This is a genomic window from Candidatus Melainabacteria bacterium, assembly GCA_003963305.1.
Taxonomy (GTDB): Bacteria; Cyanobacteriota; Vampirovibrionia; order Obscuribacterales; family Obscuribacteraceae; genus PALSA-1081.
Map to the genome: position 1 here is coordinate 109,368 of RXJR01000031.1, position 24,087 is coordinate 133,454.

The window sequence follows — 24,087 nt, forward strand, 5'->3', positions numbered from 1 at the left end:
AGTTACGCTTGCGCGAGGCGGTTTTAAGTGCAGGCGGCTAAGCGTAACGCTTCCAGATTAGCTCTGTAGCGCCCGCTTGTCAAGAGAAACGGCGAGCACAAAGCCTCAAAATGGTGCGCTGGTGGAGCTAACAGGCTATTCCAAAAAGATCCATTTTTGTCTCGCGAACGGAATCCAGAGTCTCCATAAACGCTTGTAGAGTATCAACCAGATTGCCGTCAAAATCTTGCTCATTCATGGCACCACTATCGATAATCTCTGCCACTACTACGTAGACTTTGTCCAGACCGGAATGAAGTTCAACGACCTCTGAGTTGGTCAAATACCAGTAAAATCCAGCGTCGCTATCAAACTCTTTTCCAATGTATGGTCTGCCTTCCACACAATAATTGAACAAAATTCTTGTTCGTTCATCAAATCTCTTCTGAAATTGCACATTCATATCATTCAGAGACTGCCAGGGCCACTCGTTTTCGCAATCGCCTTCTATCGGTGAGGCAGAATTTGCGACAAGAAAATTTATCGCAGAGACCTCGGCAACCGTCTCGGTGGATTCTTTTGCCCCGCTCAAAATCAAGTCATTGATGCGAACTTTTCCATCATCGATCAGATCTTCGTCCAGGTCGACTTCCTCAGCGAATTCTTCAAAAGCCTCAATCGCATCTTCTGCAAGCTGCTTATTCTTGCTTTTAAGCTGTTTCCCGAGGTCGCTCAAATTGAAGGCGCTGATTACTATTTGAATTGACATAATCTACTCCACTGGCAAACAGAACAATAGCTGCATTTCCGGCCAAGATCATCCGCGGAAAACATAAGATACCAAATGCGGCACCGCGACACAACGACGTCGTTCAATACAGGAATGCAACTGCGAACAAATCTAAGAACTTCATTGAACAGGCTCAGTCAGCAGATACTTCCAAGCATTCACGTAGCGCTGATCGCGAATCGGTGCGCCATGTGCATTGGTTTGGGGGAAAGAACCAGTGAGAAGACGACTGTGCTTGTATGGATATGGCACTTGATCCGCGTCAACAACGCTGTATTGCGGCATCAGCCTCATCGCCTGATAAATCTGCAACTGCTGCTGGTAAGTGCAACCGTTGTGATCATCGCCCTCGTGCACAAAGCTGAAGAAACGATTTCCCGGCGTAATACTTGGTTCGAAGAACCATGCACCAGGCTTGTTGTAATAGACATTGAAATCTTTGGGCGCGCCGAACATCAAGACGCGAGCCACTCTATGCATCTTCATCGCAATAAAACAGGCATGACCACCGCCTTGTGACTGACCAGTGAGAATCAATTTTTCCCAATCTACATCGTTGCTGCGATCGAGAAATTGTGCCCAGTTTTCGTTCGGATAACTACGCGCAAGATAACGCAGCGCCATAACCAGCCGGTGCTCATCGAATTAAATTCATTGATGTTCAGATTGCCAAATTGCACTTTACCAGTGATTACGTTGGTACGTGCCTTGGCAAAGGCACCTTGATCATCACTGTTATTGAAGGTGGACATGCTGATGTCGTCCGGATAGGCAAGACAAAGCACATGGAATCCGAGGCTTGCGGCCGTTAGATTGAACGGCGCTGAGCCGTTGCCCTTGCCGCCAGTGCCGGGCAGGAAAACTACGAGCTGCCCTGTATCACGAACAGACGGGTAGAACCAGCTCCAGTGCGCGAACCCCTGACCACTGAAGGTATTGATTCGAGAATCAGTATCGGAAGGCAAGATCTGATGGGTTGAAATTCCAGCTATTTGAGCGGCGGAGCCATCGCCAGCAATCACGACTCCAGGCAAACAAAAGGATGCGACCAGGGCAAAGAAAATGATTAACGAAACTCTGAAACATATCATTAGCAGCGGGGTATACGCAAATTTCGTTCGAGCTATGCGCTTTAAAATCATTCCTACCCGCCAAAGCAGCCCACTGCTATAGTTTCAAGTCTCCACAAAATCAAGATCTTTTGCAAACGTTTCTTCCATGAAGAACAAGCAGACAAATGCCAGCAAGTAGCTGACACCTCCTAAAATCATAACCGATGCAGAGGTATTAATAGATTGCGATATCGCAGCAAAGGCAATGTTGATTGGTATGTGACAGGCACGCATCAAATTTGGTACCAGCGTTGTCACAGTCGAACGCACATTGGTACCAAATTGTTCAGCAGTCGTGGTGATAGCAATCGCCCAATAGCCAACAAAAAATCCGAGAGGCAAACAGAGCAGCGTATAAGTCTCAATATCGCTGCGAATCACCCACAGCGTGAGCAAGAACGCACAGAATTGGAACAAAAGAATAACCTTCTTCCGACTCCGCCAGACCTGACTGAGAACCCCACAAACAGCCTCGCCAATCGCTTCACCCAGTGAATAAAAGGCTGCAATCTTTGCCACCATAACAGCACTATCGTTACCGGCGTGATTTATCTCCGGCGCGAAGGTAACCAGAACGCCGAACACGTAAAACAACGGCAGCGCGATGCAAACGCATCTAATAATTTTCAAAATCTTTGCAGGGCTCTTCAAGAGAGCAAACGGATTTTGACGCTCAGAGATTCCTTCAGCCTTAACCTTCTCAAAAAGCGCGGTCTCTTTCATCGACACACGAATCAACAAAAGCAACAGCCCCGCCACTCCGGCAGCAAAAAATGCAGCGCGCCAGGGGACAGTAGCGCCGACATAACTGGAAAGAAGAGAGCCGAACACACCCATCAATGAAACAGTTGCTGTGCCGAATGTTCTATATCTTGCGGGTGTAATCTCAGCCGCTATCGTCATCGCAGCACCGACCTCGCCTGCCAGACCAAATCCGGTAAGAAAACGCAGCAGACCGTACAACGGCACCGAATCGACAAAGCTGTTTGCAATTGACGCAATCGAGTAACAGATAATCGAACCGACTAGCGCGGCGCGCCGCCCCTTCTTATCGCCAATCCAACCCCAAATAATTCCGCCAAGCACCAGCCCGACCATTTGCGCATTCAAAAGGTTTACGCCAACGGATAAAGTGTTTTCAGCAGATACACCCAAATCACGCAAGCTGGGAACGCGCAAAATCGCAAATAGCAGCACGTCATACACATCAACTAGAAAACCCAGACCAGCAAGCAAAATCGCGGGTACGTATGAACCCCACGAGAACGGAATACCGTCGATAATTGCTGGCTCGCTGGATGTTTTGATTGATGATTCAGTCATAGGGGTTCCGCTAGCTCAATGGCTTAAGACCACTGACACGTAGACTTTAGCAGCGAACTGCTTGAAGTTACAACTATTTCTTACCCTCGAAATCAGCCAAGCCTGGTCCTGTGAAAAGCCCAACGGCTGTATCTTTCTCACTCAGGCGCACCAGTGCAGTAGAATAACGCAGGTGACTCGCCGAGGTGCATATGACTACCACATCGCAAACTGACTACGCCATAGCAACAGCTCAGATAGTTGACGCTTGTATGCGACTGAAGCTGGCATATCGGATAGCTCCGGCTGGAATCAAACCGATCACAAGAATGGGAGCGATGATCTGGGGAGAAGTCGTACCATCACGACATTATGGGAGCGTCGACATCTTTTTAGAAGCGCTGGAAACCAGCGACACGCAGGAAAAAATTCTGGTCATCGACAACCAGGCGCGCCAGGACGAAGCATGCATTGGTGATTTAATCGTACTCGAGGCAAAAAATGCCGGCATAAAATCAATAATCGTCCGTGGATTGCATCGCGACACAAGCGATCTTATCGATATAGGACTGCCGATCTTCTCATACGGAGCATATCCCTCAGGTCCAGCACGACTAGATGCAAGGGAGCCGGATGCTTTAGCGAGTGCAAAATTTGAAGGATTTATCGTCACCGCCGACGATACCGCTTTCGTGGACGATGATGGAGTCGTCTTTGTAAATTCAATGGACGTTGAGCAGATTCTAGAAGTCGCCAAATCAATAAGAGTGAAAGAACGAAATCAATCGAACGTCGCCGCTCACGGAGTGACTCTGAGAGAGCAGTTCCAATTTACTGAATACTTGAAAAAACGAAAGGACTCGCAAGATTACACTTTTAGAGCGCATCTCAATTCTCTAGCGAAATCGATTGAAGAATGACTATCCGCTTAGTGCAGTTCTTGCTCGGTACGTTCGAGATGCAAGAAATATTCTGAAAGATCCTGGCGTCGAACACCTTTATCGGGACTTTCTCCACTGTTCACGACGTTCTGAATATCCTCCATATTTGTAATCAGAAAAGATAACAGAGCGTAGGCTCTAAGATACGGCTTCGAACGCGCCCGCGCATCGTTCAACTCAGCTTTACTAATGAAGCCATCCTTATCAGTATCGAGCTTATCGAAAGATTCCATTACGAAAGTTTTCACTTCTGACCAGGCGTCGCGTTGTGCTGCAACAAGTCGAGTTCGCATAGCGCTCACTTCTGAATCTTTGATGTTGTACTGCGCGATTTGATTGGAATAGATATTCCTCCAGGCTACCCCGTCTCGAGACTCCACAGCCAGAAAATAAATCGCGCCTTCCCGAGATGAATCATCACCGGTTGGCTTCGGTACAGTAATGAGACGACGTTCCGGTTCAGAACGAATGACAGGAGCATCGAGATTGTTAAAGAGTGAATTCCATCCGATAGCAAGAAAACAAATTATGGAGACAGGGAAGAACAATCCTGAATTGATAGATGTAAAGGCAAATATTCCCCACAGAACCAGGATCACCAAATTAACAGCTATCTTTGGAGACAACCCAGAATCTGACTCAGTTATCGTCACCCTTTCTAGCAACTCTTGTGGCACGGAACGATTGACGGATTCAGGCTTTTTCTCTGGAACAACCTCGGCCGGAGTGCTAGAGGGAGATTCATCCCCACGCGTATCATCCAATTTGGCTAGTATCGCGGACAGTGCAGTCTGAAATTCACCGATTGTTTGATATCGGTCTTTGGCATCTTTTGCCATAGCGATGCGCAAGACGACATCAAACCGATCGTTGAATTGACGATCGGGGCGAACTTTTGAAAGCTTCTCCGGCATTTGAGTCAAATGCTTATTCATAGTTTCAAATGCGGTGCGTCCGATCAGGGGAGGTTTGCCTGTCAACGTCTCATACAAAACACAACCCACCGAGTAGACATCGCATCTCTCATCAAGAACCTGCTCAAGGCATTGTTCAGGGCTCATGTAGAGCAGCGTACCGAGCATTTCACCAGTCTGAGTTTTAGTTTGGAAAGTGTCTCCCTGAACCAACAATTTGGCGACACCAAAATCCAAAATTTTCACCTGCTCTTCACCATCAGAATTCTTCATCAACATGATGTTTGCAGGCTTCATGTCGCGATGAACAATGCCTTTCTCATGAGCAGCCGCCAGCGCCGCGCAAATCTGAATAAATATCTTTAGCGTGCGCGCAAAATCAACGCAGTCATCAGCGTCAATCAACTCCTTTAGACTTATACCATCGACGTATTCCATCACCAGGAAAGGTTGATCCGCGTCGTTGACACCACTGTCATACAGTTGAACAATATTCCTGTGCTTCAAAAGCCCAAGAGTCTTGCATTCTTGCTCGAATCGGCGAATCAACTGTTCGTTGAATATCGAATCAGTGCGCAGAATTTTGACCGCGACGAATCGATTCTTGACCTTATCGTTCGCCTTGTAGACGCTTGTGGTCGCACCACGCCCCAACAAAGAGACCAGTTCATAGCGAGCCGCTATTTCGGTTCCGATCAGCGGGTCGCGCTTCCTGGACTGTGTGGTGCTTTGATCAGTGGATTGGTCCGGAACCGTCATATTTTATCTCTGAGACCAGGACTAAATTACTTGTGCCCATTTATTGATGTCTTGGCTGCAACATTAAAACAGCGACTAGCCCTCCAAACCATGCCAGTGAAACTTTCTGGTAACACCGTTCTGTTATCACATAAAAGTCAACTCTATATGAGGACTTCAGATGAAAGAGAACGCGCCCAGATTTTTCAGGGAGTGGCTGAAAAGTTTCGCCCGCCCGACCTTTGCCGTGGCGTCCCTTGGTTTACTAGCTACATGGTTATTGTCCGTCTGTGGGATGCCGGCTTCTGCCAATCCGTCTCAGAGTGCGTCGGAACAGCGCTATTCCGACGGAGTCACTGTCAGGAAGAACCCCGATGGAACAGTGGAAACATTCGATTCAAGCTCGTCGCCTGAGCCGCTCGGGCAACAATCGAACCAGGTGTACAGAAGACCGATTGTCTCGCGGTCTTACTCCAAAGTCATCGGTGGCGTGCACGTACGAAGAAATTCGGACGGAACCGTGGAAACGTACGAGCCCATGAGTCGGCCCGTGCCACTTTACCCGACTGCGCACTCGACGAAGTCTAAACGGCACGCCCATTAGGAAAATCGCGCATTAGGGAAATCGCGCATTAGGGAAATCGCGCACTAGGGAAATCGCCCATTCGGGAGGTCGACATCAGAGAAATCGACTATCCGGTCAAGCCAACGCTTTCGCATTACGATAGGCGTCCAGAACTCTGGACGTTTCGCCGAATTCAACGACCTGGCCTCGGTCGAGCCAGATAACCTTGTCACACAACTTTTCCAGCGATTCCAGCTGATGGCTGACGAGCAGCACAGTTCGCCCGCTGCCGGCAAGGTCATGCATCTTTTTCATGCATTTTTCTTTGAAATCCTGGTCACCAACTGCAAGTACTTCATCCAGAATCAAAATTTCTTGCTCCAGATGCGCCAGCACGGAAAATCCGAGTCGGACATGTTGACCGCTGCTGTAAAACTTGACCTGCATGTCGATCTGGGATCCGACTCCAGAGAATTCAACTATGTCGTCGAACCGCCGATCGATTTCGCTGCGGCTCATTCCCAAGATGGAGCCTGACAGGTAAACATTCTCTCGCCCAGTTAGCTCCGGATGAAAGCCCGTGCCAACCTCCAACAGGCTGGCGACCCGACCTGTTATCTCTCCAAATCCGCTGGTAGGCTTAGTTATGCGCGACAATATTTTGAGCAGTGTGCTCTTACCCGCACCGTTGGATCCAACGAAACCTATTACCTCGCCCTGCTCGATTTCGAAAGAAACATCTTTCAGAGCCCAGATTTGTTCAACTGATTTCGCGGCGCTATCGCTTTTCGCGCTTACTTTCTTGATTATCTTTCCAGTCAAGAAATCGCGCAGGGGTTTTCGCTTCGGACCATCGTAGCGTTTGCAGATATTTTCAAATCTAACAGCAATTTTTTTCATCAGAGATAATCAGCGAATAAGTCTTCAACAGATCGGAAGTAAGCGAAGCCAGAGAGCAGGAGCAGAAGGGAAACCGAAGCGGAAAATACGGTTGGCCAGACGATATCACCAACGGTGCCCAAAACACTCCATCGAAAACCTTCAAGTATTCCGACGAGCGGATTAAAGCTTGATAGCGGCTTCAAATAAGATGGTATCTGGGCGCTCGAATAAATTACGGGGGAAGCGAACATCCATAGCTGCAACCCGAACGGCACAATATGATGGACATCTCGATATCTTACGTGCAATGCGCCGGCCCACAAGCCGAGTCCCAGCGACGTAGTTATCGCCAGGGCGATGAACACAGGCAGGAAAACCACATGCCAGGAAGGCACCATTCCGTAGAATGCCATCAGCACTGTCAGTGATACCAGACCAATTGAGAAATCAATGAGCGCCGGGATAACACTTGCAATCGGCACACACAGGCGAGGGAAATAGACTTTTTTGATCAAACTGCCGGCATCAAGCACACTATTTGAACACTTAGTCAAGGAAGTGGAAATGTATTGCCAGACGAGGAGAGCGGTGTATACAAACACGGGATAGGGGCAATTGTCGGTCGGCGCGTGCACAAAACGTCCGAGAAATAGCGTGAAGACAAGCATCATGCAAACAGGTTGAACGATAGCCCAGCCGACGCCGAGAATAGTCTGCCGATAGCGGGTGGTCAAATCTCGTCGCACAAAACTAAAGATTAGCTCACGATAATCCCACAGCTCTTCAAGTTCGGAAATCAGCGACCTTTTCTCGGAGGAAATCAGAACGCACTTCAACTTGTCAGATTTAGCCCGAGGGTTCCGCTGATTAACCTTTCGCCGGTTTTGCTGATGCGCGATGCGGTCGGAGTCGCGCAACAAAGCATCCAGCTGCTCCACCGCTGTTCTGCCAGTGTCAGGACCGAGGTTCAAGGAAGTAGCGTCGTTGTCAGGCGCAGACTCTGGCGCTGCCATGAAAATGCTCACGGTTGGGGTCTAAACGGGTTTTCTAAAGACGTGATTTTAGCAAATCCGCTTAGCAACCAGCACCGCCATTGCGTGATAGATGTTTAACTGAGCCACGTTTCCCTGGGATAGCTTCCGGCAGTTTGTTCTCAGCTTCACACAATCGTTCGGAGCTTCCCACAGGCAGTTCTATGTTTCCGGAAGATAGTTCTGAGCGTTTTTTGGGCACCAAATAGTCATGAGCGCCTGGATAAACTTGTGCAACCGAGGTTATTCCTTTGACACAGCAAAACGAAATCGCAAAGCTAGAGTCGAGCCAGAACGGCGCGATATTGAAGTATCAAATAGTGCAAGCCTTTTCGTACTGCGGGCCATTTATGCTCGTAGATCTGGGAGTCAAACCCCTTATATGCGGCGTGATAACTATCATCTGTTGCGCCATTCTGCCGCCACTAACAATGATTCTGCTGAAAAAACCATGGAAGGAAACTATCATGATTGGGGTATCATCGACTTTTTTCGGTGCATTTTTTGCAGCGATGATGTGCGCGATGCTCCGACCGGATCAATTCATTTACGGCGGAATGCTGAAACACCACATTCCCGTAACATTACCCATAATCTTGTTTGAGATGGTTGCGGTCGGTATTCCCGCGCTGGTTCAGCTGCTGTGGGACTTTAATGCCAGACCCAAGCCACTAACGACGTCCTACGAGTTTTTGGAAGACAAACAACAGTAGCAAAGAAACTCGAAACCATCCTTCTTCATTGGAATGGCTAAACTGATCAACCACCGTCAGCGACGATGATGTATCATCGAACGCTGGAGTCAAACAAGGTGGTTGCACAATGTACGTAAGAAGCTCAATCAGACCATCGATAATCCTCTGGTTTTGCTGGAGGCATCTCGTCTTCTTCACGTTGTATAGCGCAACTGCAGTGTATGCATTCGAAGTCCTCCACTGGAAATTCGCGGCAATACCGTTTCTGCCTGTCGGCACGATCGGAACAGCGGTGGCATTTTATGTTGGTTTCAAAAACAATGCATCGTACGAACGACTCTGGGAAGGTCGCAAAATCTGGGGTTCAATTACAAACTTGTCCCGCGCATTTGGAGCGTTGGTGCTCGCTCTTGGTGCTCACAAACCAATTGAATCAAAACTCCAGGACCGACTGATCCACAGGCAAATCGCGTGGTGCAACACTCTAAAACTCAGCTTGCGAAGTCATCCAGCCCATAGGAATGCGCACAAAACCTCTTCAGAAGCAACGTTGATCGAATCTATCTTTAAAGAAAAATACGACCGTGAGACCCTGCAGCAGTATTTAGAAAGATCCATTACTGCCGAAGATAAACTGCATATGAATGGCTCCTCAAATCCGGCGCTATCCCTGTTGCAGTTGCAGCTCAGAGACATCGAGGAACTGGCAAATCTCAGCGACACTCATAGCAGTGTTTGCGAAAAAATGACAGACACCATAATCGAATGCATCAAAGAGCAAGGTGCATGCGAACGTCTGAAAAGCTTCCCGTTCCCACGCCAATATGCCTACTTCAGCGAAGTTTTCGTCTGGATATTTTTGCTCCTCTTGCCTTTTGGTTTGATTGACGAGCTGGCAAAAGCAACTACTGCCGGTCTCACATTGCTGGTAGTACCTTTTAGCGTGTTGATTTCCTGGATGTTCATCACAATGGAGCAAGTAGGAGACAGCAGCGAAGATCCATTCGAACTTGCGCTCAACGATGTGCCACTATCAGCGATATGCAGAACGATCGAGATAGAACTTCTGCAGATGATAGGCGAAACGAACCTTCCTGAGCCAATCTTGCCCGTCGCAGACATTCTGCTGTAAAAGAGCGAGCCAGCGCGGAATGTTACGGTCCAATATCAGACAATTGGCTTGACGATTTTGATGAAGTGCAGACCGTCTACGAGGTGCACTACGCCCTCGGGATTGAAAGGCGCAGTTTCACCAGTCGGGTTGTAACCCATACGCTGATACCATGCCATCAGTTCAGGGCGGCCAGAGACAACTTCCCCGACTATAGCTTTAGCGTGATAGTGCTCTCTGGCGTATTCCTCACTCCAGTTCATCAAAAACTTTCCAGCACCAGTACTTTGACTGTCTGGATCGACTGCGAGCATACCGATGTGTCCGTGTTCGCCTTCTCTCTTCAAGTGGATGCAGCCAACTAATTTCCGCTCGCCACCATCAACCAACTCAGCAAGCAATATGACCTGATCTACTCCATTGAGAATGTCATGGAGCCCATCGATTGTGATTCTCGGACCGCGAACTAAATGCTCTTCCCCAGTCCAGGATTTGCTTGCCTTTCCACCTCGAAAAGCATACTGAACCAGACGTTCCAGCGGCTCGACATCCTTGAGCTCTGCAATGCGCCCTTCCAGCTGAGATTTTAGTTCGGTAGTCTGACTCATAACACCTCCTGCGGAGTAGCTTATGATCCTACCAGTCTTACACGTCATCAACATTCAGTAACAAAGAAATTAGCCTTAACCGGTCGTTAACCGCTTGCAGATAGCCTTTACATCATAGTCATCAATGGTTTATCGCTAACGGAAAGTCGAGTTTTATGGATAATTCCTTTACCTGCATAATTGTAGTTTGGTCGGGAATGATGCTGACCCTGCTGTACATCTTTAGATATTTGCACGATTAGGTGCGCCACGAAGTCTACTTGCGCAACAATGCTGCCTTGTGCAAGAACATTGCTGCCCCTGCCTGCTCTTCTTAGCGCAACAACTTCTCGAAAGTACTTGCACATAACACATCCCGCACTTTATGAATCCGGAGCACCTGAGGTCCGAAAAAGTCACATTTGCCAGTTTTAATTGATTCATAGCGACGCAACCCAAATTTACTAGCAGTCGCCTTTGAATCAATTACTACTACGCAATGCTCACTGCGGGGTGCATCTATGTTTGGCTTTCATAAAAGAGAAGAATTCAAACGTCGCGGTTCATTCAAAAGACAGAAGATGAGCGGGAGAGCCGATGCCGTTTTAGCGCCAGCAGCAGAAATGTCTGAAGGAAAAACCATCGTTTCGCAAAACTTCAATCAGCACGCAGTTTTCTACTCTCTGGCAGCGAACCGCAGCACATGCTGCATCCGAATATCGTGTAGCAAACAAAAGTCACGCGCAACTCTGATCATATTCAGAGGCAGAATATTATCCTGCGTTTACGGAAAGCGCGGGCAGCAGCACTATACGTTTGGTACAGAAGCTTTCTCGCGTGCTCAAATCGATTTATTGAACCAACAAGCTGAACTCGCCATACACGCCCTTACAGAAGAGTCAGCTCTCTCAGCCGCGGCTTTCTTCGAAGGACACCAACAAGTTCAACCGATGAACAAAAGCACACACGATTTCTTTGCCGGCGTCAGTAACGAAATCAATTCGCGCAAGGTTCCTGGTTGCTTTGTTATGCGAGACGATGACAACAATGCCAGCGCTGTCGTGTATTTCCATGGCGGAAAGATCACAGGCATCTATTCCTACGAGAACGGCTGGCTGAAAGACAAAAAGCACGAATCAGCCATAAAGCTGTTCACTAACAAGAAAGGGTTCACGTCTGCCGCGTACATGCTGAATGCAATGTCAATGGAGCAGATCTACAATCTCACCTTCAGCTTAAGTGGCGTAGATGACAACGAAATCGATAAGGCAGAATGGATTATCGGAACAGAAAGCTGTAGCGAAGTCATTCCGCTTTTGCGCCACTCGAACAAACCATCGGGATTACGACACACGTTTTCTCAAGATTCCAAAAGCGCATATGAATCGGCTCTTAACGAAATCAATAAACTGTCGCTTCGTCAGGTTAGACAGCACGGACACTCTATAGATCCTAGCCATGGCAAAGCAAGCTAAAACAGGCTAAAGCCAGAAAAGCCTGAGCCTGTGGACCGCAACACGATCGCCAGAGCAGTTACAACCCTCTTCGATATATTAAGACGCTTATGAACAGCGGATTCCGACCAAAGTATTTTTGTCCGGGCCTTACTCCGATGTAATTGATTCCATGCGGCATGATGCCCACCAGTTGGCACTCGAGACGCATGTATTTAACTACCTTGAAGTAAGCATTGCCTCAAAGGTCTCCGTACCCTGACAAGTGTGTTGGCTTATCACTACGCTAGTAAAGAGGAATCCAATCAGTTCTCCAGCCTGCTTTTGGCAATACGCGACAGCGGCATGAAAGAAAACTGAAAGATCCGGCGTATACACTACGGTCCATGTTTCGATAGGGTACCTTCCATCTAGCCGGTGGCGCCGTTTTACTGGCCAAATGATCAACAAAATTATCAGTTTCTCGCTCAATCAGCGTATAGTCACGCTGGCCGCCGCCGTGGTGATGTCGGGGCTTGGCATTTGGTCTGTGCTGAATCTGTCTACCGACTCATTTCCCGACGTGAGCAACGTTCAGGTTCAGATAATCACCGAACCGCAGAGCATGGCGACGGAAGAAGTCGAAACATTGATCACATATCCCATTGAGAATGCTCTCAATGGTTTGCCTTACATTGAAAAAATTCGCTCCAGCTCGAGTTTTGGGTTTTCAATCATCACAGCAATTTTCGAGGACAGTACGGACGTTTACTTTGCACGCCAACTAGTACAGCAGCGCCTTCTACAAATGTCTTCGTCGCTACCGGCAGACTGCCCGACACCTCAGTTGGGTCCGGTCGTTTCTAGCTTCAGCAACGTCTATATGTATTGTCTTGAAAGCGATAGAAGAAATTTCACTGAACTAAGAACAATTCAGGACTGGGAAGTAGCCCGAAAGCTACGGGCTGTGCCAGGCGTGGCGAACGTCTCGACTTATGGCGGGTTTGTAAAGCAATATCACATCATCGTCCGCCCTCAAGACCTGCACAGCTATGGTCTTCGACTGACCGATTTGATCAGAGCAGTCAACGATAATAACGAAAACGCCGGAGGCAACTTCATTGAGAAAGCCGGGCAAGAAGTAATCATAAGAGGTATCGGTCGCATAGAAAGCATCGACGATATCAAGTCGATTGTGTTGAAAACGATCGATGGAACACCGGTTCGTATCTGGCAGGTCGCAGATGTCGTCATTGGCGAAGGCTTCAGGCGCGGCTCAGCTACTAAAGATGGCAATGGCGAAGCAATCACTGCCATGGTGATGACCCGAAAAGGCGTAAATACAAAAGAAGTAGTAGCGAGAGTTCAAGAGCGCGTCAAAGAGATCCAAAGTGAGTTGCCGCCCGATGTAAAGATCGTGCCGTACTACGACCAGACAGAACTTGTAGACAAAACCATTGAAACAGTGAAAGAAATTCTGTTCTTCAGCGGCGGACTTGTCATCGTCATTCTTACCGCGGTCTTGCTGCACATACCAAGTGCATTGATCGTCGCTGTGATCATTCCCCTTTCAATGCTCTTCAGTTTCATCTTGATGAAATTCACAGGGTTGAGCGCCAACTTAATGACTTTAGGTGCGGTTGATTTCGGCGTCATTGTAGATGCCGGAGTCGTCATGGTGGAAAACATCTTCAGAAATCTATCCCACCATCATCAACAACGAACAAAAAAAGAAGTTCTCGAGACAATAAGATTTTCCGCGCAGGAAGTTGGACGACCGATCGTTTTTGCAATCAGCATCATTATGGTTGTCTACCTTCCATTGTTCACACTTGAAGGCGTGGAAGGAAAAATGTTCCATCCGCTGGCGCTGACATTTATCTATGCCCTGCTTGGCTCGCTGGTTGTAGCGCTAACTGTGATTCCCGTTCTTTGCTATTTCTTCATGCAGAAGCCACTTCGTGAACGGGAAAACGTTGTCGTTAACTGGATTACCAAAGTCTATAAGCCGGCATTGGACAGAGCAATTCTCAACCCGAAGAAAACAATGCTTGTGGCTGTTGCAGCCCTGGTCGCCAGTTTCTGCCTGGTGCCATTTCTTGGTTCCGAGTTTATTCCATCGCTGGATGAAGGTCCAATCCTTCTTCGCACAAAGTTGCACGCGAGTTCAGCGCACACTGAAACATCTCGTATTTGCAATATTGTCGAAAAACTACTGCTCAAATTTCCTGAAGTGACGACAGTCGTCGGACGAACAGGTCGGTCCGGAACCGGTCCGGGGCTTGAAGGCGTCGAATCGACAGATCTGTATGTTGGGCTGAAGCCGAAAAGTGAGTGGACCACGACGAAAAGCAAGGAAAAGCTGGTCGATATGATGGCTGCGAAACTCGACGAAATTCCCGGGTTGATGTTCAGTTTTTCTCAACCGATCGCAGATATGATTGATGACCTGATAGCGGGGATTCGCGCCGATCTCGGCATCAAAATATTCGGACCCGATATCAAAACTCTCGATTCAATCGCGGAAAACATTCTGCATGAAGTCGGTAAAGTTCGCGGCGCAGTGGACATGCAACGCGAACAATTGCTGGGACTACCGCAACTGAAAATCGAAATCGATCGCAGCAAAATTGCTCGGCTTGGTTTGGATGTTGCAGATGTACAGACGATTATTAGAGCGGCTCTGGCCGGTCAAGCCGTTACCGAAGTAATCGAAGGCACCATGCGCTTTGATGTATTGATTCGCTTCCACGAGGACTACCGTAGCACACCAGAGCAAATCGGAAACATCTTCATCATCGCCCCTACAGGAGCACGTATCAAGCTCTCGCAGATCGCTAACATCCATATGGACAACGGTTTTGTCACCGTCAACAGAGAGAACGGACAACGCCGTACAGCGGTTCTGGTCAATGTAAGAGGTAGAGACCTGGGCTCATTTGTTGCGGATGCGCAAGAACGAGTTGCCAAGAACGTCAAAATCCCACGTGGCTACAAAGTTGTTTGGAGCGGACAATTCGAGAATCAACAACGTGCCATGGCAAAGCTTTCGCTTGTCGTGCCCTGCGTGCTACTGCTGATTTTCCTGCTGCTTTTCGCATCATTCCGCTCTCTGCGCAATGCCGGACTGATCATGTTGAACGTACCATTCGCGATGATTGGTGGCATCGTTGCGCTTTTTCTATCGCACGAAACGTTATCTGTACCAGCAATTATCGGCTTCATTGCACTGTTTGGCGTAGCGGTGCAAAACGGGGTCATTTTGATCAGTTACATTATGCAGTTGCAAGAACGGGGCCAGTCATTGGATGATGCCGTTCGTGAAGGTGCTACAGTCAGACTCCGGCCGGTAATGATGACAGCGCTTGTGGCAGCAGTCGGTCTTATTCCTAAGATTGTCAGCCCGGGAACAGGTGCCGAAGTTCAGCGTCCGCTCGCTCTTGTAGTACTCGGTGGTATCATTTCGGCCACTCTTCTAACCCTGCTGGTACTACCAGCGGTGTACAGACTGATCAATCAAAAAACGAAATTCGGTCCCAAAACCGATGAACCATTGGGTCAAGAGGAAGAAGAAATAATCAGAGAAGCAAAAGCAGAACAAACAGAATTAGAAGAAGAAGCAAAAGCAGAAGCAAAACAATCAAATTCAGAAGAAGAAACAAACTCAGGTCTACCCGCAGCCAAGAACTAAAAAAGTTCGCAAAAAATCAATCAGACTTAAAAGTAGCGGGAAACACCGCAGTACTTTTATGATAAGTTTGTCGTGTCTACGCTCAAATTGACCAGATTGAAACAGTGGCAAAAATCCTTTTAGTTGAAGACGACAAAACCGGTGCAGAAATTGTAGTGCACTGGCTGGAAGCCGAGAGACACAACATCGATCACGTCGAAAACGGAGATGATGGGCTCGAATACCTCCTGATGCGACAGTACGATGTAGTCCTTCTTGACTGGGATCTTCCAGGCAAATCGGGATTTGACCTGTTGAGAGAATTTCGCTCAAAAGGTCACACGACCCCGGTAATCATGTTGACGGGCAAATCAAATGTGCAAGATAAAGAAGACGGGCTAGACGGCGGTGCCGATGACTATCTAACCAAGCCATATTCACTGAAAGAATTGTCGGCAAGAATTCGTGCACAGGTTCGCAGATCGTCAAATCTCACTTCCAATCAACTGGAATTCAAAGGCATCGTACTGTCGCCAGAGCAGATGCGATTGACCCTCAACGGAAAAGATGTACCTCTGCTTCCAAAGGAATTTAGCCTCCTCGAGTTTTTCATGCGCAATCCAGATCGCGTCTTCACAGCAGAAGCAGTAATGATGCGAGTCTGGAGCACAGACTCTGAAACTTCGACAGACGCATTCAGAAGCACACTAAAGCGATTGCGTCAGAAACTCGAAGCAGCTGGCGCTGAAGGTTCCGTCGTTGAAACAGTACACGGCGCAGGATATAGATTCAACTCGAAATAATTAGAGCCATTCGTCGCACGTTACAAAGTCATTTTACAGATGTGACACAGCCATGCCACATCGCTGACATTTCGGCGAACCAGCTGATGCGTAAACCTCTTCCCGACGTAACGATCACTTGCTTAATGGTGGCATGATTACTTCATCTAATATGTGAATAACACCATTAGAGCAAGGAATATCTGTCGTGAGAATTAAAGACTTGTCTGCATAAATGTCGTTGCCCTTGGCTGTGATTGAAATGGAGTGACCTTCCATCGTTTTCAGCTTCGGCTCCTTCCTTAAGTCAACCGTTTTAATCTTGCCTTCCACTACAGTGTATTGAAGAACCTGCTTCAACTTGTTCTTGTTAGCCCACAGCGACATTCTGTCATCGTCTGGCATTTTGCGAAATGCTTTATCGGTTGGAGCAAAAATCGTGAATGGTCCATTGCCTTTCAACGTATTATCCAGAGAATAGGCTTGGGTATAACCATCTAGCAATGTCGAAAATTTTGCCACGTCATTGTCTTTCAACGTGTTGATCACATCTTTCTCTTTCCGCTCAAAACCCTCTTTTTCAACAAACTGCTGAGTCTTTGCGGCCAGTAACTTATGTGCGGGCTTCGCTTGCACCGACTGACACACTGCGTTTATGGCTGAAAGCAAAACTAGAACTGCACTTGCTGCCAAGAGTTTTTGACTGTACATTTGAGCGCTCCCTTTGATCCCCTGCGGGTTGCTTTGCCGACACTCTGGACCAGAATAGGCCGGCCGGACCCAAAGCGTATACCGAAGAACACCTCCACGTCCAGCCAATTGTCCGGCTGCCAGTACAGAGTTAAGGAAAAATCGTCAGACGGCTCAGATGAATCGGCAGACGGCTCGGGTGAATCGGCAGACGGCTCGGGTGAATCGGCAGACTGCTCAGATGAATCGGTGCAGCGTTCAGGAAAAATCTTTCAATCGGATAATAAATGACGGCAATTCCATATACGCACTCAGTTTTCAGTCGTGAAAAGAAAAGAAAATGCCACTATATACAGTATCGAAAAGGCGTTTCACGCTTGCGCAAAAGCTAATTACCTGTTTTAAGGAATAAAAAGGTGACTTCAGCCATTCATATTGACATTTGGAGATTTCATGAACAGCTGTTTCACGACGTGGTATATCAATCGTCAACTGTCCACACTTTGGGGGTGTTAAATGGAACGAAATTCCAAACCAGACTTGACAGCTTTGCTGACAGCGCTCAGCATCACTTCAGGTGTAGTGGTATCCGGTCTTCCAGCTCTGGCAGAAAAATCAGAGGCTAAGACAGAAACAAAAACTGAAACAAAGACAGAAAAGAAATCTTCTGCTACCGATGAAAAGAAGATCGAAGAGAAGAAGAAATCTGTCACTAAAAACCGTGACGTATCAGGTCGCGGCTGCAACTACCCTTGCGGCTGCCACTACGGCGGTAAGTCGATGAAGGGCAGTGGCAAAATGCCTGCTGCAGAATCAAAGACTGAGACCAAAACGGAAACCAAGTAAGAGAAAGAGCCAGCGCAAAACGGTCACAACTTCGAGCTATGACTGCCAACTTTTCTGCATTGAAGAAAACGTTTCCTACGATAGGCGTAGGACTTGGTCTTCGCTCGGAAGTTGCTCAGAAGACACTCGAATCAACCGACCGCATTGACTGGCTCGAGATCATCTCAGAACAATATATGAATGCCGGAGGCGCCAGTAGAGAATTACTCGAACGCGCCTCCGGCGTTTATAAAATCATTCCTCACGGTGTCAATTTGTCGATTGGCAGCACCGATGACATTAATTCAGATTACCAAAAGACACTAAAATCGCTCATAGACAAACTCAATCCGCCCTGGTGGAGTGATCATCTCTGTTTCACCAGTCATGGTGGCACATACATGAACGAGCTCCTGCCGCTTCCATTCAATAAAGAAACAGCAAGATATGTAGCGGAACGCGGGCGCATTATACAAGAGTATATGGAGCGCCCTTTTCTGTTCGAAAACATTACTTATTACATGCGCATACCAGGCAGCACCATGACGGAAGCGCAGTTCCTGTCTGAAGTTCTGGAGCTTTCAGACTGCGGCTTGCTGCTGGATATCAATAATGTTCACGTCAACTCACTGAATCACGGTTTTGATCCGATCGAATTTTTAGAGCAGATTCCCCTCGATCGAACAGTGCAGTTACACATAGCCGGGCATATCCATGCACCTGAATTCGACGCTTATGTCGACACACACGGCGCCCCCATTATCGGTCCCGTTTATAAACTGCTGAAATACGTTATGGAAAGAACAGACGTAAAGGCAATTCTGCTCGAGCGTGATCAGAACTTCCCGGACGACTTCAATGAAATCCTCTCGGAACTGGACGAAATTAGAGCTATAGCCGGAAGCGGTATCCAACCTGCTCCAAGCGAGTTAGCAGCAAAGGGAAACCAGCAATCGCAGCTCAAAAAATACTCAATCACAATTCACTCTCTGGTGAATGATAAACCAGCGCCGCCAGACAGTCTTGCCCGCGTCGAAAAGGTAATGCAACAACTCTGGATGGATCCTGACAAATCCGATCGCTTGGCCCAGGGAATGATAGACACTATTTCAAGTGAAATAGCCAATGAAATTGACACCAGCAGACTGCCCATCTATGTTAACGTCATCCACAGTTCTTATCTGAACTCAATGACGAAAGCGTACCCATCGTGCGCAGCGATTCTCAAACCGACCTGGAAAAATATCGTTGCTGAGTACATTCAACAGTACCCTCCTCGCAGCCATGACATGCTGTTGCTGGGCGATGCATTTCCGCAGTTCGTCGCCGACCGGCTTTTCACTCGGTATCGAAAAGCGTTTCCGTTTCTGCTCGAATTAGCAAAATACGAGCGCATCGAAACACAAGCTATTCACCACAAAGGTGTGATAGAAACTGCACCGCGTTGCTCTCTAGACACGCCGGAAAATTACATAAAATACAAACCTATACTTAATGCCACTCTGACCCTGCGGGAGTATGAATTTCCTGTACATCAAATTGATGAAAGACTTCGGCATTCAAAGCGAATTCCTCGTAACGTCAAGAAGTCCAAAACATACCTGCTCACATATCAAAATGCGCACAATCACCTGGTTCAGGACTTCGAAATTGACCAACATGCCGCTGCATTGATCGAACGGATGACAGCAACTGATTCTTCATACGCCGAATTAGCTCAATTCGCATGCACTATGTTTCCGCCGGAGAATCCGTATGCCGCTGTGCAGTATTTTGCAGAGTTCATCCAGGACATGCACCTGAACGGCGTATTTACTGGCGATAAACTTGCGGAAGTTAGTGATGAAGCCTGTGCGCAAGCCAACACAGACGTTAGGGATCCAGCGACAGAACGCCCCACGGTCAAAGCTTGATGTTTTCTCAGCGCTCCAACTTACTTTTGTCGATAGCAGGCATCATACTTTTGATGGGACCCGCCACCACCACTGCGAGGGCAATCGATACACCTGAAAATCAGCACCACGAGCAAAAGAAACAAACGAGCAACGAACAGTCCGCCACAACCACAAGCGAAGGTCCTGCCGTAACTGCCGAAATCGAGGTCGGACCATTCGATCTGAAGCAGAAATACCGCTCAATGGAAGGTCCTTATGTTCGGGTTCCTTTGAAAATTGCGGACATCCTGGCAGAGAAAAATGTCAGCATTCCGGAATCTTACGTCAAAATACCCGGAGCCGCACAGGCTGGGCCGGGCATGACTGGTAGTGCCGATGGGGCCTCGATGCAGCCGGGACGGCTGCGCTCCATGAGTAACGACGGGGCCATTAGTGCCGACGGGGCCGGCAATGCAGCCAATCAAAAACGAGAATTACTCTGGCTCAAGTCAGTAAAAATAGACATGCTGGACGAAAATGACAAACCACTGCCAGATGCTGCTTTTTTCTGCCATGCGACTATCGATGTCGATCTGGACTTTCGCAATCAAGTATTTCCGGCAAGCGAGCATCCAGGCAATATGCGACACATTGTCCTAACTCAAGGACAAACCCAATTCGCATTTCCAAACGGATTTGCGCTGCCCGTCGCCAGTGATGAAAGCTGGAATTTCGTATTTCAGACGATAAACCGCACCAGCGATGTACCTCGCAAGGTCAAAGGACGTTGCCTGCTCACATTCGTTAAAGACAGCGAGCTTGTCTATCCGATCAAAGCACTCTTCTGGTACTACCCTGTAATCAACGTTGTAATTGACAGAAACTCAGCCGAGCGCATCAAAGCCGAGCGAAAGTCATGCCCGGACTGTAGTGCTATCTCAGAGGGCGTACCGGCACCATCTAGCATGCGAAACATGATCTTCACAGACAAACTCGGTCGCAGCCAGATTGGGCACTGGGTGGTACCGCCGGGAGTGCACACCTACGCCAGCCCTATCAACACAATCGGGTCAATGTCAACGGCGAAATTTGCTGCAGCCGATACCGACATTCATCTTGTACTTACACACGTTCATCCTTTCTGTGAAAAGTGTGTCTTGATTCAGCACGACAAAGGTCAGACCAAAGAGATTGTCACTGTAAAAGCAAAGACAGACGAAAAGAACTTGCAACTAACTGAGATTGATACAATCAGCTCCGTACCTGGAATTCCACTTGAAGCAGGCAAGAGCTACGAACTGCAGGCAACATACAACAACACTTCAAGCAAGCCGCAAGATTCAATGGCAGGAATGGCACTGTACTGCTCAGACAACAAGTTTGTGCGCCCTGACTGGGCTCTGGCGGGCAACATGAATGAAGCATATTGCGGCACCAGCTACGAGCAGAAGTCACGAAAGAAAGCTCACAGTAAAGCTTTTGGGATGAGACCCAATTGATAACCGAAAAACGATAGTCTGTTGATGCCCAGGTACGACTGAGCATGAAAACCGTGACCGGCATTCATTTCAACATTCAAGAGCACGGGGGCATCGCTCTGCTGAAGCTCTTGCAACGTGGCTGCGAATTTATAACTATGAGCCGGACTGACTCGATCGTCGTGGCTGCCGGTGTTGATCAGAACAGCAGGATATTTTCGCTTTCTCAAATTATGCAAAGGCGAGTAGGCTCGCAATATTTCAAAAAACTTCTTTGTAGAGGCAGTGCCGTATTCGAGCTCAAAATGTCTCTCGGTGCCAAACTTGTGAAAGCGCAGCATGTCCAAAAGTCCACATCCAATCTCTACCGCACCAAACAGGTCAGGTCGTTGAGTCAGAGCCGCTCCAGTCAGTAAGCCACCATTGCTGAATCCTGAAATTCCCAAACGATCGGGCCGGGTATATTTCCGACGAATCAATGCCTGCGCAACAGCGATGAAATCATCAAATGTATGCTGCTTGCTTTCACGCGTTCCGGCCTTACGCCAATCGGCGCCCAGACCTGCGTCGCCCCGAAGAATAGCTTCGACGCAAACGCCGCCAAGGTCCATCCAAACAAGATCATAATTGTCGCAGGACGGGTCGACATCGCGATCGAAACCACCATAACCGGTCATGATTGTTGGATTGGCGCCATTCAATTTCAACCCTTTTTTATAGCGCACAAAGAACGGAATTCTGCTTCCGTCGCGGCTGCGCGCATACAATTTTTCGGTGACGAACTGCGATGTGTCCAGCATCGACTGATACGCAGACTTAGTAGTAAATTTACCCGTCTCAAAATTCAATTCATAAGTTGTCGTCGGTATTGTGTACCCTTCAACAAGCATTCGAATGTTTGGATAATCCATATAATAAATTTCATTCACAGAAGTGCCAACGGGAAGCTTGATGGCTGCCAGTTTCGTGTTTTTAACCGTATTCCATCTCTGAATAATTTCGCATTCGTCCGTAGCGTAGACGCAGACCAAATATTCGCCCCACTTAAACGCTCGCTTGAGTAAATGCGGCTGTTCCTCGAGCGCTTGACGAAAGCGTGGAAGGCGATTCGATTTTGCACTTTCTTCTACTTCTCGAATAGAAAGGGAAACGATACGAAACAAGGGAGCATTTTTATCAGTGATAAAGAACACCCGATCATCTTTCTGCCCGATAAAATAGAATCCCTTAGACTGCTCTTTCAAAACATTTAAACGCCTGGATCTGACATTTTGAATTTTGATCAAGAATATAGAATGCCGAGTCTTTTTGGTACCATAAGTAGTGACCATCAGATATTTATGATTTCCGATTATACTGATCGATGCGTACACGTCCGGCTCGTCGAATTTATAGATGACCTTGTCTTCAGCCTGACTGGTATGCAATTTGTGATAGCGAATTTGACACCGATCATCACCTCGATCAAAAGCAGCGTAGTAAAAGCCGGTGCTGTTTTTGTCCCAGGTCAGCATTCTTGCATGAACATTCTTGATCACGCCCCTGACCCGTTTGCCGGTATCCATATTTTTCACATAGATTGTCTGCCAATCAGACCCGTTGGTCATAACGAAGTACGCGATGTACTTGCCGTCTCGGCTGACAAAACTGTTACCGAGCCTGCAATTTTTAGACCAATCCTCAGAGCTCAAAACAAGTTGTGAAAATTGCCCTGGTCTTTCACTGCGGAACAACTTTGTCGCTGGTTTGTCTGAGCTGAAGTAATACGGTCCAACTTTGTAGATCACTTTCAAAGTCTTCGCCGAGAACATCTTATGAACACGCTTTAGGACTTCTCCACGTCCGGGAATCGCCTCGAGATAGGAGTTCGAATACCGATTCTGAACTGCAATCCACTGCTTAACTTCATCTGCGTGCACCTCCTCCAACCAGCGATAAGGATCACTGATCATTGCTCCGAAATGCTTTTCACTAACCACTTCTTTCCTTGTTTCCGGAAAAACGGTTTGGTTCAGCAAGTGGCTAACATTTTTATTGGCACGTCGAAGTAACCTGCGAAGCATTTTCTTATGTGAAGGATCTTTCGCCTCGACGCTAAGGAGATGCATCAGCTTTTCGACTAATCCAGAAACCGCAGCAAGTGGAACATTCTTACTCTGTCGAACCGATTTTTCAAAGGCGTCAAAAGCTGCATCAAAGTCTTTCGTCTTCCAATAACAATAACCAACTTGCGCGTGCATTCGCTGTGGCCATTCAGAGTCCGTAAAAGCATTTGCTTCAGTCCACTCAATTGCCTTATTCAAGACACGCGCCGCTCTTTTGAACTGATTTCGAGCCTGCAACGACATGGCACGCCACCACATACAGTTCAATACCTCTGACTTTTTCAAGTCATCGTAAATGCGACCTGCTTGAAGTAAGTAAGGCTCACAAGCAGCAAACTTCTCACACATGAAAAGAGAGATCCCGAGCAGCCAATAAGCGTATGCCGCTCCTTCATCCATTTTTCCAAGCTTCGCGATATGGCTTTTATTGGAAAGCAATATCTTTGCCGCATTCTTATAATCTCCAGCTTTATAAAACTTGTATGCAGCACTATTGACTTCAAAACAATTGAAGTCAGCTTTTCTTTTACTTCTTGCTCTGGCGCCGCTGGCTCGTCTCATTTACAGGGTTTTGACGCAAAAG

At 47.7% G+C, this 24,087-nt stretch carries 20 protein-coding genes; 10 read left to right on the plus strand and 10 right to left on the minus strand.

The window, feature by feature from the left end; all coding sequences use genetic code 11:
• Positions 1-127 precede the first annotated feature (127 nt).
• The 4 genes from EKK48_27200 to EKK48_27215 all read right to left on the minus strand — a co-directional run bounded on the left by EKK48_27200 (position 128) and on the right by EKK48_27215 (position 3,204).
• On the minus strand, positions 128-748 hold the full coding sequence (locus EKK48_27200) for a hypothetical protein (protein ID RTL36044.1): 621 nt from the start codon (positions 746-748) through the stop codon (positions 128-130).
• Positions 749-889: 141 nt separating this feature from the next.
• Positions 890-1,393, minus strand: a complete 504-nt coding sequence (locus EKK48_27205; GenBank protein ID RTL36045.1) for a hypothetical protein — start codon at positions 1,391-1,393, stop codon at positions 890-892.
• Positions 1,318-1,860, minus strand: coding sequence for a hypothetical protein (locus EKK48_27210; protein ID RTL36046.1), 543 nt, complete (start codon positions 1,858-1,860; stop codon positions 1,318-1,320). Before EKK48_27210 ends, EKK48_27205 begins: the two co-directional genes overlap by 76 nt.
• 84 nt (positions 1,861-1,944) lie before the next feature.
• The gene (locus tag EKK48_27215) at positions 1,945-3,204 is read right to left on the minus strand and encodes an MFS transporter (GenBank protein RTL36047.1); all 1,260 of its coding nucleotides are present in this window, start codon (positions 3,202-3,204) and stop codon (positions 1,945-1,947) included.
• 191 nt (positions 3,205-3,395) lie between these two features.
• On the opposite strand from EKK48_27215, the gene EKK48_27220 reads away from it, so the two are divergent.
• Positions 3,396-4,103 carry an RraA family protein gene (locus EKK48_27220; GenBank protein RTL36048.1) on the plus strand — a complete coding sequence of 236 codons (708 nt, stop codon included), beginning with the start codon at positions 3,396-3,398 and terminating at the stop codon, positions 4,101-4,103.
• Positions 4,104-4,111: 8 nt separating this feature from the next.
• Here EKK48_27220 and EKK48_27225 read toward each other — a convergent pair whose 3' ends face one another.
• Positions 4,112-5,797: a serine/threonine protein kinase gene (locus EKK48_27225; GenBank protein RTL36049.1), complete on the minus strand. Its 1,686-nt coding sequence runs from the start codon at positions 5,795-5,797 to the stop codon at positions 4,112-4,114.
• 160 nt (positions 5,798-5,957) lie between these two features.
• Here EKK48_27225 and EKK48_27230 point away from each other — a divergent pair, with 160 nt between their 5' ends.
• Positions 5,958-6,380, plus strand: a complete 423-nt coding sequence (locus tag EKK48_27230) for a hypothetical protein (protein RTL36050.1) — start codon at positions 5,958-5,960, stop codon at positions 6,378-6,380.
• Between the two features lie 96 nt (positions 6,381-6,476).
• Here the strand turns inward: EKK48_27230 and EKK48_27235 are convergent, their stop codons facing one another.
• Positions 6,477-7,241 (minus strand): ABC transporter ATP-binding protein, encoded by a 765-nt coding sequence (locus tag EKK48_27235; protein ID RTL36051.1) that lies wholly within the window; start codon positions 7,239-7,241, stop codon positions 6,477-6,479.
• Positions 7,241-8,236, minus strand: coding sequence for an ABC transporter permease (locus tag EKK48_27240; GenBank protein ID RTL36052.1), 996 nt, complete (start codon positions 8,234-8,236; stop codon positions 7,241-7,243). The genes EKK48_27235 and EKK48_27240 overlap by 1 nt, the downstream gene beginning before the upstream one ends.
• Positions 8,237-8,505: 269 nt before the next feature.
• Between EKK48_27240 and EKK48_27245 the strand changes: the two genes are divergently transcribed.
• Positions 8,506-8,967 (plus strand): hypothetical protein, encoded by a 462-nt coding sequence (locus EKK48_27245; protein ID RTL36053.1) that lies wholly within the window; start codon positions 8,506-8,508, stop codon positions 8,965-8,967.
• 109 nt (positions 8,968-9,076) lie between these two features.
• Positions 9,077-10,081 carry a hypothetical protein gene (locus EKK48_27250; protein RTL36054.1) on the plus strand — a complete coding sequence of 335 codons (1,005 nt, stop codon included), beginning with the start codon at positions 9,077-9,079 and terminating at the stop codon, positions 10,079-10,081.
• A gap of 35 nt (positions 10,082-10,116) precedes the next feature.
• Here EKK48_27250 and EKK48_27255 read toward each other — a convergent pair whose 3' ends face one another.
• On the minus strand, positions 10,117-10,722 hold the full coding sequence (locus EKK48_27255) for a GNAT family N-acetyltransferase (GenBank protein RTL36055.1): 606 nt from the start codon (positions 10,720-10,722) through the stop codon (positions 10,117-10,119).
• Positions 10,723-11,168: 446 nt separating this feature from the next.
• Here EKK48_27255 and EKK48_27260 point away from each other — a divergent pair, with 446 nt between their 5' ends.
• The 3 genes from EKK48_27260 to EKK48_27270 all read left to right on the plus strand — a co-directional run bounded on the left by EKK48_27260 (position 11,169) and on the right by EKK48_27270 (position 16,553).
• The gene (locus EKK48_27260) at positions 11,169-12,122 is read left to right on the plus strand and encodes a hypothetical protein (protein RTL36056.1); all 954 of its coding nucleotides are present in this window, start codon (positions 11,169-11,171) and stop codon (positions 12,120-12,122) included.
• A gap of 418 nt (positions 12,123-12,540) precedes the next feature.
• Complete coding sequence (locus tag EKK48_27265; GenBank protein RTL36057.1) at positions 12,541-15,771, plus strand: efflux RND transporter permease subunit; 3,231 nt, start codon at positions 12,541-12,543, stop codon at positions 15,769-15,771.
• Between the two features lie 104 nt (positions 15,772-15,875).
• The gene (locus tag EKK48_27270; protein RTL36058.1) at positions 15,876-16,553 is read left to right on the plus strand and encodes a response regulator transcription factor; all 678 of its coding nucleotides are present in this window, start codon (positions 15,876-15,878) and stop codon (positions 16,551-16,553) included.
• Positions 16,554-16,667: 114 nt separating this feature from the next.
• On the opposite strand, the gene EKK48_27275 is transcribed toward EKK48_27270, so the two are convergent.
• Entirely contained in the window at positions 16,668-17,243 is a 576-nt protein-coding gene (locus EKK48_27275; GenBank protein RTL36059.1) for a fasciclin domain-containing protein, read from the minus strand.
• A 495-nt stretch (positions 17,244-17,738) separates the two neighbouring features.
• On the opposite strand from EKK48_27275, the gene EKK48_27280 reads away from it, so the two are divergent.
• Genes EKK48_27280 through EKK48_27290 form a run of 3 tightly spaced genes read left to right on the plus strand, consistent with a single transcriptional unit; the run spans position 17,739 to position 21,420 of the window.
• On the plus strand, positions 17,739-18,068 hold the full coding sequence (locus tag EKK48_27280; GenBank protein RTL36060.1) for a hypothetical protein: 330 nt from the start codon (positions 17,739-17,741) through the stop codon (positions 18,066-18,068).
• A gap of 38 nt (positions 18,069-18,106) precedes the next feature.
• A complete protein-coding gene (locus EKK48_27285) occupies positions 18,107-19,960 on the plus strand; it encodes a DUF692 family protein (GenBank protein ID RTL36061.1) in 1,854 nt (617 codons plus the stop codon).
• Positions 19,960-21,420 (plus strand): hypothetical protein, encoded by a 1,461-nt coding sequence (locus EKK48_27290; GenBank protein RTL36062.1) that lies wholly within the window; start codon positions 19,960-19,962, stop codon positions 21,418-21,420. The genes EKK48_27285 and EKK48_27290 overlap by 1 nt, the downstream gene beginning before the upstream one ends.
• Here EKK48_27290 and EKK48_27295 read toward each other — a convergent pair.
• A complete protein-coding gene (locus tag EKK48_27295) occupies positions 21,387-24,065 on the minus strand; it encodes a hypothetical protein (GenBank protein ID RTL36063.1) in 2,679 nt (892 codons plus the stop codon). The two genes, EKK48_27290 and EKK48_27295, sit on opposite strands and share 34 nt — an antisense overlap.
• Positions 24,066-24,087 lie beyond the last annotated feature (22 nt).

What these genes read in the sequence shown, in the direction of transcription:
- EKK48_27200 (RTL36044.1), bottom strand. Translation starts at nt 748, where the DNA reads ATGTCAATTCAAATAGTAATCAGCGCCTTCAATTTGAGCGACCTCGGG.
- EKK48_27205 (RTL36045.1), bottom strand. Translation starts at nt 1,393, where the DNA reads ATGGCGCTGCGTTATCTTGCGCGTAGTTATCCGAACGAAAACTGGGCA.
- EKK48_27210 (RTL36046.1), bottom strand. Translation starts at nt 1,860, where the DNA reads ATGATATGTTTCAGAGTTTCGTTAATCATTTTCTTTGCCCTGGTCGCA.
- EKK48_27215 (RTL36047.1), bottom strand. Translation starts at nt 3,204, where the DNA reads ATGACTGAATCATCAATCAAAACATCCAGCGAGCCAGCAATTATCGAC.
- EKK48_27220 (RTL36048.1), top strand. Translation starts at nt 3,396, where the DNA reads ATGACTACCACATCGCAAACTGACTACGCCATAGCAACAGCTCAGATA.
- EKK48_27225 (RTL36049.1), bottom strand. Translation starts at nt 5,797, where the DNA reads ATGACGGTTCCGGACCAATCCACTGATCAAAGCACCACACAGTCCAGG.
- EKK48_27230 (RTL36050.1), top strand. Translation starts at nt 5,958, where the DNA reads ATGAAAGAGAACGCGCCCAGATTTTTCAGGGAGTGGCTGAAAAGTTTC.
- EKK48_27235 (RTL36051.1), bottom strand. Translation starts at nt 7,241, where the DNA reads ATGAAAAAAATTGCTGTTAGATTTGAAAATATCTGCAAACGCTACGAT.
- EKK48_27240 (RTL36052.1), bottom strand. Translation starts at nt 8,236, where the DNA reads ATGGCAGCGCCAGAGTCTGCGCCTGACAACGACGCTACTTCCTTGAAC.
- EKK48_27250 (RTL36054.1), top strand. Translation starts at nt 9,077, where the DNA reads ATGTACGTAAGAAGCTCAATCAGACCATCGATAATCCTCTGGTTTTGC.
- EKK48_27255 (RTL36055.1), bottom strand. Translation starts at nt 10,722, where the DNA reads ATGTTGATGACGTGTAAGACTGGTAGGATCATAAGCTACTCCGCAGGA.
- EKK48_27260 (RTL36056.1), top strand. Translation starts at nt 11,169, where the DNA reads ATGTTTGGCTTTCATAAAAGAGAAGAATTCAAACGTCGCGGTTCATTC.
- EKK48_27265 (RTL36057.1), top strand. Translation starts at nt 12,541, where the DNA reads ATGATCAACAAAATTATCAGTTTCTCGCTCAATCAGCGTATAGTCACG.
- EKK48_27275 (RTL36059.1), bottom strand. Translation starts at nt 17,243, where the DNA reads ATGTACAGTCAAAAACTCTTGGCAGCAAGTGCAGTTCTAGTTTTGCTT.
- EKK48_27280 (RTL36060.1), top strand. Translation starts at nt 17,739, where the DNA reads ATGGAACGAAATTCCAAACCAGACTTGACAGCTTTGCTGACAGCGCTC.
- EKK48_27285 (RTL36061.1), top strand. Translation starts at nt 18,107, where the DNA reads ATGACTGCCAACTTTTCTGCATTGAAGAAAACGTTTCCTACGATAGGC.
- EKK48_27290 (RTL36062.1), top strand. Translation starts at nt 19,960, where the DNA reads ATGTTTTCTCAGCGCTCCAACTTACTTTTGTCGATAGCAGGCATCATA.
- EKK48_27295 (RTL36063.1), bottom strand. Translation starts at nt 24,065, where the DNA reads ATGAGACGAGCCAGCGGCGCCAGAGCAAGAAGTAAAAGAAAAGCTGAC.